The organism is Pseudovibrio sp. W74 (assembly GCF_001623085.1).
Classification (GTDB): domain Bacteria; phylum Pseudomonadota; class Alphaproteobacteria; order Rhizobiales; family Stappiaceae; genus Pseudovibrio.
Window position 1 is genome coordinate 273,014 of record NZ_LMCJ01000013.1, and the last position, 15,267, is coordinate 288,280.

Sequence of the window (15,267 nt, forward strand, 5' to 3'; positions counted from 1 at the left end):
ATCCCCATTATGGCAATGCGCCCAACGGGTTAGATGCTGCGCTTATTCCGGGCGGCTCGTCCTCTGGCAGTGCAGCAGCGATCTCCAACGGCATTTGTGATCTGGCGATTGGCAGCGATACCTCCGGTTCTACACGGGTTCCTGCAGCCTTTCAGGGCATTTGCGGGTATCGGGCGACCATGGGGCGCTATCCCATGGAAGGCGTTGTGCCGCTTGGGGCGAGCCTTGATGTGCTGGGGCCGATGGCGCGAACGGTTGACGGTATCTGCGCGCTTGATGCGGTGATGAGTGGCAAAACCTTGCCTGATAACAACGCTACAGAGGAACGGGCCTTCCGCCTTGTGGTGCCGGATCTGGAAGGACTGGGCATCTCCGCTGAGATTATGGAGATGTTTGAGCATTGCATCGATACGCTTGTTGCCGCTGGCATCCATATCGTCCGCCGCGATTTGCGGCCAATTTTGAAGGCGCATCTGCTGTTTTCTGAGCATGGAACGCTGGTCAGCGTGGAAGCGCGGGAGCAGATCTCGCAGTTTGTGGACCTGAGCAAAGATCAGATCGACCCGCAGATCAAAGCCCGTCTGGAACATGCCCTGCCCATGACGCCAAAGAAACTGGCTTATCTCAGACGTCAGCGGGCGGTGCTTCAGTCAGAGGTGGAGGCGCAGCTGAAAGGGGACTTGGTCCTGATGCCGACGGTACTGGATGTACCGCCTCTTATCTCAGAGGTAGAGGAAAGCATTGAGGCGTTCCAGAAAGCCAACGCACAGGCTTTGCGGCTGACGATGATCACCGCCTTCCTGAACATGCCATCGCTCACCTTGCCGGTTGATCCAGGCAAACCATCACACAGTATTTCCATCTGTGGGGCTGCGGTCCATGATGAGCAGGTGTTGGCGGCAGGACGCGCCGTGGAGCATGTGCTGCGATAGCGCTCAATCTATGAACCTCCATGCTCAGGCAGGCTGCTTTCTCGCCTGAGCATGGAGGCCAACTCTATACCATTGTTTTCTGGTGCGATGACTTCCAGACTTCTACGGGCTCTTCCGAGCCATCGGAGACTTCGTAGAAGCTCTCTTTAATCTGCCCATCAAGGCTCAGCGTAATCAGGGCGAACCCGTTGCGAACCCGAGGCTCCTTATTTTTCAAGGGAGTATGCGAGTAGTAGTCGATATGCGGTTTGTCCTCCAAACCAGAGGGAGCTCCATTCGGGATCGCGGCATTTCCAGAGCATCTTACTTTCGCAAAACGCCCGTCAGTGCCTTTCGCGGTGGGCAGTTGGTCGCCATAGGCGACACCTAAATGCACATGACCCCAATACCAATAGTCTGGGGTGCCGCCCAGATCTGCAACAGCCTCATCCCATAGTGGTTCTCTTTTCAGGCCATCAAAACTGATTGGGTTATGATGGGTCAGGAGAATAACATCCCTACCGTTTCTGTCCCCAACGACCTGCTGTATCCAGTCTCTTTGCACGCTTGATTTGCTAGCACCCAGAGTGCCGTCCATGAAGAGGGTTGAGGCGGACGAGTAGTAGGCGCTATCAAGGCCCAGCATCATCCAGTCGCCAAACTTTAGCGCAAAGAAACTGGCTTTCTGTTGCTCGTTGAAAGGCGTGTTTGCAGGTGTCAAAGCGATCTTAAAGTAACCGTTCGCTCCATCATACATTTCGTGGTTGGAATTGAGGGTGAAGGACGTTCCGGCCATTTTGCCACCAGCAAAGCGGTCTGCGGGCCACATCTGGAGGAGGTTATCGTTCTCTTCACTGGATTCCGTGCCAGCGTAATAAACATCCCCGAGATGGATAATGTAGTCAGGATTATCAATCGTAGCGCTCTTGCTGATCGCATCCATCACGGCCTTGGCGGGGCCGCCGTCGCTGGTGTAATCTCCAGTCCCCCAATCTCCAAGGATCGCGATGCTCACCTCGTTTTGAGAGGTCCCCGCCGCCAGATCGATGACGCCTGCTGGCGCGGTGTTGAAGGGCGCCTTTTTATTCGGGAAGAGACTGTAGTAAATCACATAGACGAGGCAGACGGCCCACCCAACATCGGCCATCTCATATTTGCCGAAGCCCAAAATTGAGCCGTCTGACATGACAATGCCGCCAAGGTCGATTTGCTGTTTGATGGTGCTGTAATCATCCAGCAGAGGAGCCTTTAGCTGTCCGCCTGTTTCCCACTCCAGAAACTCTTTTACGACTGCAAACACATCCTCGTAATCTTCGGGTGGATTGAAGGTCCAGAAGAGGGACAGGCCGAACTCAATGTTTCCGCCTTCCAGATCGATTTGTGGTGGCGAAGACTTCAAAACACCCTGTTTGTTGAGCTCACCAAACAACATTCGCTCGCTGGCTTGCAAGGCTTGGTTCAGGCTAGGCCCTGCGACGGCTTTCGGCTTTGTATCCGTCGTTTTCAGATGTTGCAGTTGCTCTCTGATTTGGCTGATCTTGTTTTGCAGATCGGCGTTTGGCGTGTTCATATTGTCCCCCAACTGAAGCTGAAACGTGCAGCGATCTCGCGTCGAAACCGCTGCACATGAGCATCATTCCCGCAGGCATTAGGCGACCTATGTATAAAGGTTGCAATACCTGCATTCTCACAGCTCATGACCGCTTCTGGGGGATGAAGACAGTCTGAGGTGTGGGCAGGGTGCTCAGCTCATTGCCTCTGTGAAGAAGATGAGTTTGTTGTGGTCGAGATCTCTCACATAAGCTGAAATGTAAGGACCTCGCTGGTTTGGGTCGCCCTCATTGGTGCCGCCCAGGTCGATGGCCAGTTTATGAAGCCTTTTGACCTCTTCGACAGTGTCGACGCCAAAGCCAACCATTGCACCATTTCCATGCGTTGCAGGCTTCCCATCAATGGGCAAGGCAGTCGCAAATGCAAAATTCTCATTTTGCCAATAGGTCAGCCTTTCATTGGCCGCAACTTGCTTCGGTCCGCCTTGCTCGAAGAGTGAGTCATAGAACTTGGCGGAGGCTTCTCTGTTGTTTGTTCCGACAGTGAAATAGCCAATTTTCATCGTGTGATCTCCATGTGTTGAACTCGGGTCACCTCGGTTGTATTGACAAATAGGACATTTAATGTCCTATTTTTTCGATGGCGCGCACAAATTCAAATGGCAGATTAAGACGAATGGAATTGCTGGCTGTTCAGCTGAAGCAGGAAGAGCTTTGCACAGTCAAAGATCTGGCGCTTCAGCATGATGTCAGCGAACGCACGATCACTCGGGACCTTCAGCTGATGCGCGAGCAGGGCCTGCCCATTGATGCGGATCGTGGTCGCGGCGGAGGTGTTCGCCTTGATCGCAACTGGGGCGTCGGGCGCATGAATCTGGCGTATCCGGAAGCGGTCGATTTGCTGATCAGCATTGCGGTTTCTGAACAAATGGATTCGCCCATGTTTCTGGCGAGCCTCGGTTCCGTTCGCCGGCAGCTGGTGGCGTCGTTCTCGCCAGAAAAGCGGCATAAGGTAAACCGCCTGAAATCCCGCATCCTGATCGGGTCGACAGCCTCCACCTATGTGCAGCGGACGATCAATGCCCCGCCTAAAGATGTCGTGCAGGCACTGCATCAGGCCTTCATCGATCAGGTGACGCTCACGGTCGGATATAAGCGAGAGGATGGTGCATCCTCTGAACGGCGGATCGAACCGCACTACCTCATGTTAAATTATCCCGTTTGGTACGTGATCGCATTTGATCATCTGCGAAATGCGCCGCGCACATTTCGGTGCGATCGAATTCTGACGGCGGAGATGACGGGGGATCATTTCCGGCTGTTGCCCAAGGAAGAGTTTCAGGAGACTTTAGACAAAAACGGCCTTCTGATATGATTGCACGACAAACACTCATATGAACGCACCCAAAACGCAAGTAACGCAGATTTCACGTAAAAAACGCAAAATCGCGCAAGCTGTTCGTTCTGTCATGCATTCATGAGAAAATTTCCGCCTCAGATCAGCGGTAAGCTGATCCCCCTACTTGAAACACCCCACATACTCGATAAAATCTCTCAGCAATTTTAAGTATTTGTCGTTCCAGAGGATGATCCATGAAACTATTACACTCATGCGTGGCTGCTGCAGCACTCGTCGCGTTTTCGTTTAGCGCTCAGGCGGAAACCCGCGTCACTTATAAATCAGCGAAAACCTCATCCTCCTATTACCAGATGGCAGTACAGATTGCGGAAGCAATGAAGGAAGCCTCAAACGGGGATATCATCGTTACCGTTGAAGAAAGTCAGGGCTCCGTTCAAAACGTAATGGAAGCTGCGGTGCGTCCGGGCAACTACGTTTTCACCACGCCGCCGGTACTGGTGAAGCTTGCCAAGGGCGGCAAGGCGATGTTCGAAAAACGGGCAAATCCCAAGTTCGGTGAAATTCGTGCACTGTTCCCAATCCCGTCCCTGACCATGCACTTTGTGGTTGGTGAAGACAGCGGCATTGAGAGCTTTGCGGACATGAAGGGTAAGAAAATCCTCATCGGCAAAGGCTCCTTTGGTGCCCGCGAAGGTGCTAAGTACCTGAAACTGTTTGGTCTTGAAGGTGAAGTAGAGCTGGCAGATGTAGAGCTTTCCAACGCTGTGCCTGCGCTGAAGAACGGCCAGATTGATGGATTTGTGACTGCAGGTTCCTACCCGGCGCCAAACGTGATTGAGGCAGCTGCTGGGACAGGTGTTGATGTTCTGTCTCTTTCTGATGACCAGATCGCCCAGACAAAGCGCACCAAACTGGTGATTCCGGCGGGCACTTACGCTGGTCAAGACGCTGACATCACAACAACTTCTCTGCCAGTTGTGGCTTACACAACAACGCAGATGGATGATGCAACCGCGTATGCGCTGACCAAAAGCTTCTGGGACCAGAAGGAAAAAATGGGCAAGGGTGCAGCATGGTGGAACGGCGTAGACAATGATCTGCTCGGCAACATCAGCGGCAAAATCCATCCGGGTGCACTGAAGTTTTATGATGAAGTTGGGTACACAATCACCGACGCGCAACGCTAAGCGCATTCATCTTATCAAAAATTCAGGCCCGGAGTATATTCTTCGGGCCTTACTCATTCTGGGTTATTTCGTTGAATAGAATTCACCGTTCCATCTGGCTGGTGCTCGGTCTGGCCACCGTGCTGTTTCATCTGGGTCTGATCTTTTCCGGTCTGGTTCCCAATCTGGTCAGCCGTCCGCTGCACATGGCTCTTGCGCTGCCTTGGGCGCTCATCCTGATGGCACGTAATCCCCTTGAAAAGGTGACGGGTTATGTGCTCACAGCCTTTGGTGTTTTCGCGGCTGGTTGGATTGCATGGAACCACTCGGATCTGTCGGATCAATACGGCTATCTTATTGATGATTTTCAGCTTTATCTGGCATTTGGCCTGCTGATCACGGTGCTGGAAATGGCGCGTCGGGCCATTGGCTGGCCGCTGCCACTGGTGGCTTTGATCGCGCTGGCCTACGGCATGTTTGGGCAACATATCCCCGGTGAGTTCGGCTATGCAGGTGTTCCGCTGGAAAGTTTTCTCGGTACCATGACCATCGCTGAAGGGGGATTATGGGGCAAGCTGACGGGAGTATCTGTTGGTGTTGTCGCGATCTTCGTGATCTTCGGCGCGTTTTTGAATGCCGGAGAAGCAGGCGCTGGTTTCATGAATGTGGCTGCCGCCGCCGCAGGTAAGCTGAAAGGCGGAACGGCAAAAGTTTCAGTGATTTCATCAGCTTTGTTCGGCTCCATCTCCGGTTCGGCTTCTGCGAACGTGGCGTCTACTGGCGCGATTACGCTGCCGGCCATGACCAAACTGGGCTACCCGCGTGCACTTGCCGCTGCTGTGGAAGCTGTAGCCTCCTCAGGGGGACAAATCATGCCGCCATTGATGGGAGCTGGCGCTTTTGTCATGGTGGAACTGACTGGCGTGCCCTACACCGGCATTATGGCTGCTGCGATTCTGCCCGCATTTTTGTACTTTTTCGCGGTCTGGATGGGCATCAACGCCTTTGCGCGGCGCTATGAGCTGAAGGGATTGGCTGCGGAAGACCAGCCGGATACGCGCTCGGTTATCATCACATCGCTGTTCTTCCTCGTGCCGTTTACGGTGCTGCTCTGGGCGATGTTTGTGCTGGGCTATACCCCTCAGTATGCGGCCTGTCTGGCGATTATGGCTGCGGTTGTGCTGCTGCTGATCGACAAGAACTTCAAGGTAGACCCGCGGAAAATCGGCGGGCGCTTCGAGCAGGCGCTGATGAACTCCGGCAAGCAGGTGGCGATGATCGCGTCGATTATCCTCTGTGCGTCCATCATCATCGGCACACTGGGGGTGACAGGCCTTGGGGTGAAGATCACCTCACTTATCCTCTCCGGCTCCGGGGGCATGTTGTGGCCTGCACTGCTGCTGACAGCTCTGGCTTGCATGGTTCTGGGCATGGAAGTGCCAACAACAGCGGCCTATGTGATCTGCGTTTCTGTTGCTGGTCCTGCGCTCATTGATATCGGGTTGGAGCCGCTTCAGGCACACCTGTTCGTGTTCTGGTTCGCGCTGCTCTCCACCATTACTCCCCCTGTTTGCGGAGCAGTGTTTATTGCTGCGGGCATGGTCAATGAAAACTGGTTGAAGGTCGCGTTGTTCGCTATGGCGCTGGGGATTGGCCTTTACCTTATCCCGTTGGGAATGATAGCAAATCCGACGCTGATCACGCTTGTGAGCTCGCCAGTCTGGTCACTGCTGGCAACGGTGAAGGTGGGGCTTGCGCTCTCTGCGATTTCCTATGGTGTCATCGCACCATTCTCACCACTTATCCGCGGTGGCCTGATTGCAGGTGGTGGCGTTTTGCTCTTCATCTGAGTGCATAAAAAAACAGGCGCTGCTCTGGGTGAACAGCGCCTGCAAGTGTGATCTAACCCGTTGTCTACTCGGGAGACTAGGCAAACTGGGTTAGATTTGTGAGGTCAAGAACCTCATCGAAAACCTGCGGGGCAGCGCCCAAAACAGGATACGGGGTACTTGGGTTCTCAGCCATCGGAAATGGGAGAATTTTCCCGCCAGCTTCAGTGATAAGGCAGTATGCAGCCATGCAGTCCCAGGCAGACATGCGCGGCTCAACGTAGCCAACCAAGCGCCCCGCAGCGACCCATGCCAACATCAATGCACCGGAGCCATAACGAGTGTAGCTCACGCCTGCGGACATCAGGTCTTCGAACATTTTACCGACCTGCGCAGGAGCAACGCGATCATTCGCGCCAACGCCCAGCATGCCGGTCTGCAGGTTAAATCGATCAGTCACCCGAACTAGGGAACCGTTGAGAGTTGTGCCTTTGCCGCGCAGCGCCGCAAAGCGCTCCTTGAGGACCGGAACATCAATGATGCCGATGGCAGCGCCGTCTTGGTCGGTTACGGCGATGCACACGCACCAACCCGGTAAGCCATTGAGAAAAGGGGCCGTTCCGTCAATCGGGTCGATGACCCAGGTGTAGCCGGTCGTTCCTTCCACAAAGCCAAATTCCTCACCAAGCAACGCATCCTCAGGGAAGTGCTCGGCGATCAGGCTGCGGATTTTCTGCTCCACGGCTTTGTCAGCTTCAGAAACGACATCCTGCGGATGCCGTTTCGTGTCGATGTTCAAATCATCGCGATTGGCGAAGTGCTCAAGGGCGAGAGCCGCTGCTTCATCAGCCATCTTTTGGGCTGCGTTGAAGCGTTGCTCCAACTCGGCTGCTTGGTCCAGAACTGTTTCAGTGGTCATTTTTTACCGCCAATCAGTGCAAGACCGCGTGCATCAAAGTCGATGCCAACAGAGGTGCCGTTTTCCAGCAATTCGTCTGTGTGGTTGTCGATGACAAACAGCAGACCAAGGTCGCTCATCACTTCGTACTGGAAGTGATCACCCAGATAAGCCGCGGATTTGATCTTGCCGGTTGGACCGCCATTGACATCTCTGCTGAGCTTGATGGAGTTGGCACGCGCAGCCAGTTTGCCCTTGCCAATGCTGTGGTTACGGCTGCGCAGGTCAAAGCCTTTGCCGCCAATTTGAACGTTTGCGGTCTCTGCATTTACGTCGCTGATGTCACAGTCGAGGATGTTTGCTTCGCCGATGAAGTCTGCGATGAACTCGGATGCCGGGCTCTCATAAAGCTCATAGGGCGTGCCATCCTGCTCAATGAGACCGTCACGCATCACAACAATGCGGTCGGAAACTGCGAGCGCTTCCTCCTGATCGTGGGTGACGTAAACTGCAGTGAAATCAAGACGCTGCTGGATTTCACGGATTTCAGTACGCACTAGGCGGCGCAGACGGGCGTCCAGGTTGGAGAGCGGCTCATCAAGCAGAAGAACCTGAGGCTCCAGAACCAGTGCACGGGCAACTGCCACACGCTGCTGCTGACCGCCGGACAGCTCGGAGGGAAGACGCGGTGCTTTTTCGCGCAGGCCGACAAGGTCGAGACCTCTCAGAGCCAGATCTTCCGCATCTTTGAAACCACTGGATTCCAAGCCGTATTTCACGTTCTCAAGCACGCTCATGTGCGGGAACAGGGCATAAGACTGGAACACCATGGACACGTCACGCTCGTTCGGTGGCAGACGGGTAACGTCATCTCCCCCAATCATGATGCGGCCAGATGTTGGGGTCTCCAACCCTGCAATCATGCGCAGGGTTGTCGTCTTGCCACACCCGGATGGCCCCAGCAGGGTAACCAGCTGACCCGGCTCAATCGTAAGATTGAGGTTCGGGATTGCAGTAAAGTCGCCGTAGTTTTTGCCGACATTTTCGAAGCGGACCTGACCAAATTTGGAATGTGTCATGCTGCGACTTCCTTCAGTTTACCCTGAGCAGGAGATTTTTGAGTGTTTTCCGGACGACGGAGTTTTCTTTCACCAACCAGCAGCTGGAAGATGAGAATGATGGTGACCATCACGAAGATGAGAACGGAGCTGTAGGCAATCGCCACGCCGTATTCGCCGTTCTCAACCAGACCGACCACATAGGCCGTCGCCATGTTGTATTTCGCGCTCACAAGGAAGATGACCGCAGAGATGGATGTGATCGCACGCACGAAGCTGTAGACCAGAGCCGCCTGAATGGCTGGACGCAGCAGCGGCAGGATCACTTTTTTCAGTGTACGCGCGCTGTTTGCACCCAGTGTCAGGGAAGCTTCATCCAGGTTCTTATCCAGCTGAGACATCGCCGCCACGCCGCCGCGCACACCCACTGGCATGTTGCGGAATACGAAGCAGAAAATCAGGATCAGAGCGGTGCCTGTCATCTGCAGCGGTGGCAGGTTGAACGCCAGAATGTAGCTGATACCGATCACTGTGCCCGGAATTGCGAAGCTCATCATCAGGCCGAATTCAAAGGCGGATTTGCCCGGGAAGTCCTGACGAACGATGAGCCATGCGGACAAAATGCCAACCGCGGCAGTCAATGGGGCTGCGGCTAGAGCGATCCACATTGTGGTCCAGAAGCTGTTCCACGCAACGCCGGTAAAGGCAAAGCCGTTTTCAAACGAGATGGAGAACGCGGTGATGTAGTGCGCCAGCGTGACACTGTGGTCCAGACCCCAGACTTTCACGAAGCCACCAAACAGGATCAGGCCGTACACAGCAACGGTGAACAAGCTCCAGAGGGCAACAATGGTGCCGACTGGAATTGCAATACGCCGTGGCAGTTTTGAGTAACGGCCACCATCACCCTTACCGGTTACAGTCGCGAAGTTTCGTTTACCAAGCCACATACGCTGCGCAAAGAAGGCAGAGAGTGTGAAGCCGAGAAGGATCATCGCCAGAACGGCTGCACGGGATGGATCACTCTGTGCACCAACAACCGCGAAGAAGATCTCTGTCGAGAGCACGCCGCCGTTACCACCCAGAACCATCGGGTTGCCGAAGTCAGCCATGGACTCGATGAAGCCGATCAGGAAGGCGTTTGCCAGACCCGGTGCCATCAGAGGCAATGACACTTTGCGGAAGGTTCTCCAGCGGCCAGAGCGCATGGTCTGACTTGCCTCTTCCAGCGACGGGCTGATGCCTTCAACAACGCCAACCAGCACGAGGAAGGAGATTGGTGTGAAGCTGAGCATCTGTGCAATCCAGATCCCCGGAAGACCGTAGATCCAGCGGCCCAGCTCAAGACCTGTTGCAGCTTCAATGGCCTCGGTGACAAAGCCTGTACGGCCCAGCATCAGGGTCAGAGAAAGACCAATCACGAAGGGAGGCGTGATGATTGGCAGGATGCTCAAGGTGCGCAGGCTTTTGCGGAATGGCATCTGCGTGCGGGTTACGATCAGCGCAAACGCAAGGCCCAGGAGGGTGGAGCCTGCCGCTGTTGCAATCGCGAGGAACATGGTGCGCCATGCAATGCCGCAACTTCCGCCAACCAGACAGTTCAGCTTCCAGATTTGCGGATCAGTGATGTTCCGCATGACACCTTCAGTGGTGAAGTTGCCACGGAAATCCTGAAACGCGCCAGCGAACATGGACAGAATTGGGTAGAATACGAAGGTCGCTACAAGCAGGATCAAAAGCGAGACGGCGGTGAGGACAATCGCGTCGCCTTTGAGAGCGCCCTTTTCAGCCAGGCCAAATGAAATGAAGGTGGTGAACGTGAGTGCGAGCAACACGGCACCGGCGCCAAACGCGGGCTGACCATCGACACGGCCAAATGTTGCTTCCAGCAGGCTCCAGTTCCAGCCACGCAGGCCAATGGAAAGGCCTTCCAGCACCATCCAGAACAGGCCAAGAGCACCGATGATGGCAATCAGTTTGCCACGGTGGCCCGGCGCAGATTTCAGGCGCAGATATCCGGCAGCACCAACAAGAGCAAACACGGGGAGCAGTTGCAGCTTTCCTAGGAAGAGCTGGAAAAAGCCCGGCCAATAACGCTCTTTGCTCAGTAGATCCAAGACCCATTCGCCGCCAAAAAAGCCGCTGCGAATGTGGAACCAAGGCAATATAAACAACCCAAGGACGCCGCATATAAGTGCGAGGTCCAGCCGACGATTTTCATTTGTCATTTGGAAAAAACCAGATTTTTTGGGGAAACGGGGCGAGCGTTAACTCGCCCCGATCTCAATCAGTTTGCAGCAGCGCCAACTTCCATGTCCCAGCGTGCCAGCAGGTTTCTGCGGCGGTCACTGCTTCCGTATTCCGCGAAATCGTAGTCGATGAGACGTACGTTCTCGAGCTTAGGAGCAGCTTCTGGCTGGGTAGAACCCTTGTTGGATGGAATCTGGTAGGAACCAGTTTCCGCCATCAGGTTCTGTGCTTCTGGGGTTAGCACCCAATCGTAGAACACTTTTGCAGTGTCTGGGTTTGGCGCACCGTCAATGAGAGACATAGAACCGATTTCGTAACCGGTGCCTTCACATGGAGCGACAACCTCAATTGGGAAGCCTGCTTCAGCCTGTTTCACTGCATCGTGCATAAACACGATACCGAGACCTGCTTCACCGCGGGCCGCTGCCTTAACAGGAGCGGAACCGGACTTGGTGTACTGCGATACGTTCTTGCCCATAGCCAACAGGTATTCGAAGGCCTCTTCTTCACCCATCAACTGAACGAGAGTAGCAAGTGCGGTGTATGCGGTGCCTGAAGAGTTTGGATCTGCAATAGAGATTTCGCCCTTCAACGCAGGATTTAGCAGGTCAGACCAGCATTTAGGGCCTTCGATGCCCTTTTCCGCGAGGATCTCTTTGTTGTAGCCCCAGCCTAGTGCGCCAGAGTACACGCCTACTGTGCGGTAGCCGGAGGTTTCAGCCTGAGCAACAGCCCATGGCAGAAGTTCTTCCAGCATTGGCGATTTGTAAGCGACAGAGAGCTGATCGTTTGCTGCCTGCAGATGCGGATCTCCGGTTCCACCCCACCATACGTCCGTCTGCGGGTTGCGAGCTTCTGCACGGATCTTTGCATAAGCTTCGCCTGAAGAAAGACGGATCATGCTGACGTCAGCACCCGACTTTTCTTCAAACTTTGCTGCGAGTTTTTCGCACAGAGCGTTGTCAGCGGAGCAGATGACATTGAGTTCATCTGCAGACGCCGCGCTTGCACCAGCACCCACAATGAGGGTTGCACCCAACAAAGCTGTCCTAATAGATTTCATGTTTACTCCTCCCAAACACGTTGTGTACACGTGTACATAATATAGTCGGCTAAATTTTTGCAATGTCAACTTTATTCCAAGAAAGACTAATTTATTTTCTGGATATTTCCTGATATGCAGATGCAAACGTGTACAATAATCAGCGAAATTTGATGTCGGAAAAAGTGTCTTCAAGAAAGCAGCAGGTCAGGGCTGAGGACGTAGCGCGCCACGCTGGCGTGTCCCGTGTTTCTGTCTCCAGAACCTTTACTCCGGGGGCCAGTGTTTCTGACGCGACGCGCGCTAAAGTATTGAAATCCGCAGAAATACTAGGGTACCGCGTCAACCGCCTTGCGAGCAGTCTCAACCGCTCTGAAAGTGGTATCGTGGCGCTTGTCGCTGCTGAGATTGATACGCCGCACCGCGCTGCGATGATCGCTGAACTCTCCGAAAGGCTACAGGCTGCTGGTAAGGTAACAATGCTTATCAACACCAGTGGATATGAGGAGCGTGTGAAGGATGCACTGCTTCAGGCCATCAGTTTTCGCACAGAAGCAGCGATTATTTTGTCCGGTGCGCCTGATCCTTCCTTAGCCGACACATGTTTTAGCAATGGCATGAAGCTGGTTTTGATCAATCGTGAGGAAGATTTCCCGGGTTCTCTACAGATTGGGCCGGATAACAGGGCAGCAGGCAAAACCGCACTGAAGGCTCTTTTGCGTGCAGGATGCAAGCGAATCGCCCTTGCAAACTCTGCAAATGCGACCTGGAGCATTGTGGAACGACAGAAAGGTTTCCTTGCCGCTGCTGAAGAAGCCGGGGTTGATGTTCTGTGTGAGGTGGATGGTTTCACATCCTATCAGGCAGGTCTGGAGCTGGGAACGGCACTGCTTGATCGTGAAGACCGTCCGGATGGCATCTTCTGTACGACAGACCTGATTGCGTGCGGTGTCATTGATGCTGCGCGTCAGCGATTTGGCTTGCGTACACCAGATGATCTTTCAGTCATTGGGTTTGACAATATTCAGCAGGCAGAATGGGAAGGGTATGACCTGACCACCTTTGCGCAGCCAACGGATCAGATCATCGACAAGTGCCTTGAATGGTGCACCACAGAGCAGCCATCCAGTGAAACGGTGAAGCTGCCCGCCAAGTTTGTGTGGCGTAACAGCGTGCAAAAAGCACGTGTGCCGATGAAGTAGCAGAGTATCAGGCTTGAGGAACGAGCCTGACCTGCTCGTAGGCCTCATAGAATTCTGCAAACATCTCCTGGATGCCTCGTATGGGAACACCAAGGCTGTCGCGCTTGCTGAAGTCAAAGCGCGTTGGCGGTTCCGGGTCTTTGCCAAGTGGGGTTGGGAGCGCTTCTAGCGGCACATACTCAGCAATCTCCTGGTAAATCCGGCGCCAAGTCCAACTGCCGCTCACAGCAAAGTAGCGTCCGGAGGCCTCTGACTGCTCTAAAGCGGCCAATGCCATCCTTGCAAGATCCTGCGGGGAGGTGAGGGACATGGAGCCTGCTGGAACTGTGCTGTGCCAGCCTGCTTTGCCGTGCCGTAGTTTTGCAAGAAAGCTGAGAACGTGGCCTTTCAAATGCGAAGGCAGGAGAGGGGCGCCGACCATCATACTTGGCAAGAAAGTGCAAAGCTTCATGCCATGTTGCTCGGTGAACTCTTCTGCCACTGCTTCCATCCGTGTCTTCTGTGCCTGCGCATATTTCCTCTGCTGAATCTGCATCTCGGCATCTGAAATGTCCTTGTCCTCCTGCTTTTCAAAGGAGGGTGTGGTTGGTTCTGCGGAGGCTGTGCTGGAACAGAGCACTGCTGTTTTAACACCTTGCCGATGTGCTGCTTTCAGGATGTTCAGGCAGGCTTGTTCTGCAGGTTGAATGATCTCTTTCAAGCCGCGCTCACGATCCAACTCCGCAGCGGGCGTTCCGTCTACGCCGTGTTTGGTCGTTGGAATGCAAGCGATGAACACAGCCTTCGCTTGTGTCATCGCCGCATCGAACCTTTCAGAGTTGGATGTATCTGCTGAAAACAGGTGCAGCCTTTCCGCTGCGCCAGGCAAACGCATCAAGCCGCTGACTTTATCAAGCTGGGAAATGTCGCGCATGGTGCCGTTGACGCGATAGCCGCGGGCGAGGGCTTCTTTGACCATGTAAGCCCCTGCCAGCCCGCTGGCTCCTGCAACGCAAATGGTTTTGATTTCAGTACCCCTCATCAATCCCTCCAGTTCCAGCAGCCTGATGGCTCATCTGAATGGAACCATGCCAGCAGTACATTCTCATTGCACATCGGAAGTTCTGAGGCAGGTCCTCAGAAAATCTGAGAGGTCGTCCTCAGCAAACCTGAGGAGAGCATTTCAAAGAAACAATTGGAATGTGGGGCATGATTTGAGGTCATCTGGCGACCAGAAAAAGACACCGCGCGATGAGCGGGCCAAGGTGCAGTCAACAACCTCCCCTAGGGTTCCGTCACTCATCCAAAGGCGCCAATCGCGCGGCACCTCCATCATCTTGAAATGGATTTTACAGAGAGGATTTTGCCATGGTCACCAATGACACTCCCGACAAAGCCCGCATTCTGATTGGGGCGAGTGCATCTCTGGATGCGACTCTGCTGCCCAACTATCTGCGAGAGATCAAGAATTCGATTGATTGCACTCTCACCGCCATGTTCACACCCAATGCCATCAACTTTGTGAACATGGACAGCATCGCGCTGTTCGTGGACCGGGTGATCTGCGGAGATGATCCGAAAGACTGGTCCACCGATAAACCGGGACGCATTGCAGCCGAGCACGATATTCTCGCCGTGATGCCAGCAACGGCCAATACGCTGTCTGGAGTTGCCAATGGATCTTCACTCAACCGACTGACCACCGTCATTCTTGCTGCTGAGTTTCCGGTGCTCTTCTTCCCGGTTATGGGCGGGCCCATGTGGAAGAAGCCCTCGGTAAAGCGCAATGTGGCGCAGATCCGCGAGGATGGTTACGAGGTGTGTGATCCGGTCTGGCGTGAGAATTTTGACCCGCATATGGGCAAGATCCACGGTCATCAGTCCTTGCCAGACCCTGAGGTTGTGGTGGAGCAAATCAAGAAGCATCTGCCTCAATATCAGGTTCGCAGAGAGCTTGAGCTGAGCTAATTAAAGCAGGTTTCCCGACCAACAAAAAGCCCGCCGCTCAGAAGAACGGCGGGC

13 protein-coding genes are annotated in these 15,267 nt (G+C 54.2%); 6 read left to right on the forward strand and 7 right to left on the reverse strand.

The window, feature by feature from the left end; translation table 11 throughout:
- The coding region (locus tag PsW74_RS10250) for an amidase family protein (protein WP_208987925.1) at window positions 1-932 on the forward strand (932 nt) is incomplete at its 5' end.
- Window positions 933-996: 64 nt separating this feature from the next.
- Here the strand turns inward: PsW74_RS10250 and PsW74_RS10255 are convergent.
- Together PsW74_RS10255 and PsW74_RS10260 are read right to left on the reverse strand one after the other, a co-directional pair.
- Window positions 997-2,481 (reverse strand): metallophosphoesterase, encoded by a 1,485-nt coding sequence (locus PsW74_RS10255; RefSeq protein WP_063288008.1) that lies wholly within the window; start codon window positions 2,479-2,481, stop codon window positions 997-999.
- A gap of 174 nt (window positions 2,482-2,655) precedes the next feature.
- On the reverse strand, window positions 2,656-3,024 hold the full coding sequence (locus PsW74_RS10260) for a VOC family protein (RefSeq protein WP_063288009.1): 369 nt from the start codon (window positions 3,022-3,024) through the stop codon (window positions 2,656-2,658).
- A 113-nt stretch (window positions 3,025-3,137) separates the two neighbouring features.
- Between PsW74_RS10260 and PsW74_RS10265 the strand changes: the two genes are divergently transcribed.
- From PsW74_RS10265 to PsW74_RS10275, 3 genes are all read left to right on the forward strand, one after another.
- Entirely contained in the window at window positions 3,138-3,836 is a 699-nt protein-coding gene (locus tag PsW74_RS10265; protein ID WP_063288010.1) for a WYL domain-containing protein, read from the forward strand.
- Window positions 3,837-4,054: 218 nt separating this feature from the next.
- The gene (locus tag PsW74_RS10270; RefSeq protein WP_063288011.1) at window positions 4,055-5,008 is read left to right on the forward strand and encodes a TAXI family TRAP transporter solute-binding subunit; all 954 of its coding nucleotides are present in this window, start codon (window positions 4,055-4,057) and stop codon (window positions 5,006-5,008) included.
- 71 nt (window positions 5,009-5,079) lie between these two features.
- Window positions 5,080-6,837 (forward strand): TRAP transporter fused permease subunit, encoded by a 1,758-nt coding sequence (locus PsW74_RS10275; RefSeq protein ID WP_063288012.1) that lies wholly within the window; start codon window positions 5,080-5,082, stop codon window positions 6,835-6,837.
- 76 nt (window positions 6,838-6,913) lie between these two features.
- Here PsW74_RS10275 and PsW74_RS10280 read toward each other — a convergent pair whose 3' ends face one another.
- From PsW74_RS10280 to PsW74_RS10295, 4 genes are read right to left on the reverse strand one after another with little or no spacing between them, the layout of a single operon-like run.
- Entirely contained in the window at window positions 6,914-7,735 is an 822-nt protein-coding gene (locus tag PsW74_RS10280; RefSeq protein ID WP_063288013.1) for an inositol monophosphatase, read from the reverse strand.
- Window positions 7,732-8,793: an ABC transporter ATP-binding protein gene (locus PsW74_RS10285; protein ID WP_063288014.1), complete on the reverse strand. Its 1,062-nt coding sequence runs from the start codon at window positions 8,791-8,793 to the stop codon at window positions 7,732-7,734. Before PsW74_RS10285 ends, PsW74_RS10280 begins: the two co-directional genes overlap by 4 nt.
- Window positions 8,790-11,000, reverse strand: coding sequence for an iron ABC transporter permease (locus PsW74_RS10290; protein ID WP_193775937.1), 2,211 nt, complete (start codon window positions 10,998-11,000; stop codon window positions 8,790-8,792). The genes PsW74_RS10285 and PsW74_RS10290 overlap by 4 nt, the downstream gene beginning before the upstream one ends.
- Window positions 11,001-11,059: 59 nt before the next feature.
- Window positions 11,060-12,085, reverse strand: coding sequence for an ABC transporter substrate-binding protein (locus tag PsW74_RS10295; protein ID WP_063288015.1), 1,026 nt, complete (start codon window positions 12,083-12,085; stop codon window positions 11,060-11,062).
- 152 nt (window positions 12,086-12,237) lie between these two features.
- On the opposite strand from PsW74_RS10295, the gene PsW74_RS10300 reads away from it, so the two are divergent.
- A complete protein-coding gene (locus PsW74_RS10300) occupies window positions 12,238-13,266 on the forward strand; it encodes a LacI family DNA-binding transcriptional regulator (protein ID WP_063288016.1) in 1,029 nt (342 codons plus the stop codon).
- Window positions 13,267-13,273: 7 nt separating this feature from the next.
- Here the strand turns inward: PsW74_RS10300 and PsW74_RS10305 are convergent, their stop codons facing one another.
- Window positions 13,274-14,287 (reverse strand): NAD-dependent epimerase/dehydratase family protein, encoded by a 1,014-nt coding sequence (locus PsW74_RS10305; protein WP_208987926.1) that lies wholly within the window; start codon window positions 14,285-14,287, stop codon window positions 13,274-13,276.
- A 326-nt stretch (window positions 14,288-14,613) separates the two neighbouring features.
- Here PsW74_RS10305 and PsW74_RS10310 point away from each other — a divergent pair, with 326 nt between their 5' ends.
- Window positions 14,614-15,213 carry a flavoprotein gene (locus PsW74_RS10310; RefSeq protein ID WP_057461513.1) on the forward strand — a complete coding sequence of 200 codons (600 nt, stop codon included), beginning with the start codon at window positions 14,614-14,616 and terminating at the stop codon, window positions 15,211-15,213.
- Window positions 15,214-15,267 lie beyond the last annotated feature (54 nt).

What these genes read in the sequence shown, in the direction of transcription:
- PsW74_RS10305 (WP_208987926.1), bottom strand. Translation starts at nt 14,287, where the DNA reads ATGAGGGGTACTGAAATCAAAACCATTTGCGTTGCAGGAGCCAGCGGG.
- PsW74_RS10290 (WP_193775937.1), bottom strand. Translation starts at nt 11,000, where the DNA reads ATGACAAATGAAAATCGTCGGCTGGACCTCGCACTTATATGCGGCGTC.
- PsW74_RS10260 (WP_063288009.1), bottom strand. Translation starts at nt 3,024, where the DNA reads ATGAAAATTGGCTATTTCACTGTCGGAACAAACAACAGAGAAGCCTCC.
- PsW74_RS10270 (WP_063288011.1), top strand. Translation starts at nt 4,055, where the DNA reads ATGAAACTATTACACTCATGCGTGGCTGCTGCAGCACTCGTCGCGTTT.
- PsW74_RS10310 (WP_057461513.1), top strand. Translation starts at nt 14,614, where the DNA reads ATGGTCACCAATGACACTCCCGACAAAGCCCGCATTCTGATTGGGGCG.
- PsW74_RS10265 (WP_063288010.1), top strand. Translation starts at nt 3,138, where the DNA reads ATGGAATTGCTGGCTGTTCAGCTGAAGCAGGAAGAGCTTTGCACAGTC.
- PsW74_RS10285 (WP_063288014.1), bottom strand. Translation starts at nt 8,793, where the DNA reads ATGACACATTCCAAATTTGGTCAGGTCCGCTTCGAAAATGTCGGCAAA.
- PsW74_RS10255 (WP_063288008.1), bottom strand. Translation starts at nt 2,481, where the DNA reads ATGAACACGCCAAACGCCGATCTGCAAAACAAGATCAGCCAAATCAGA.
- PsW74_RS10280 (WP_063288013.1), bottom strand. Translation starts at nt 7,735, where the DNA reads ATGACCACTGAAACAGTTCTGGACCAAGCAGCCGAGTTGGAGCAACGC.
- PsW74_RS10295 (WP_063288015.1), bottom strand. Translation starts at nt 12,085, where the DNA reads ATGAAATCTATTAGGACAGCTTTGTTGGGTGCAACCCTCATTGTGGGT.
- PsW74_RS10300 (WP_063288016.1), top strand. Translation starts at nt 12,238, where the DNA reads ATGTCGGAAAAAGTGTCTTCAAGAAAGCAGCAGGTCAGGGCTGAGGAC.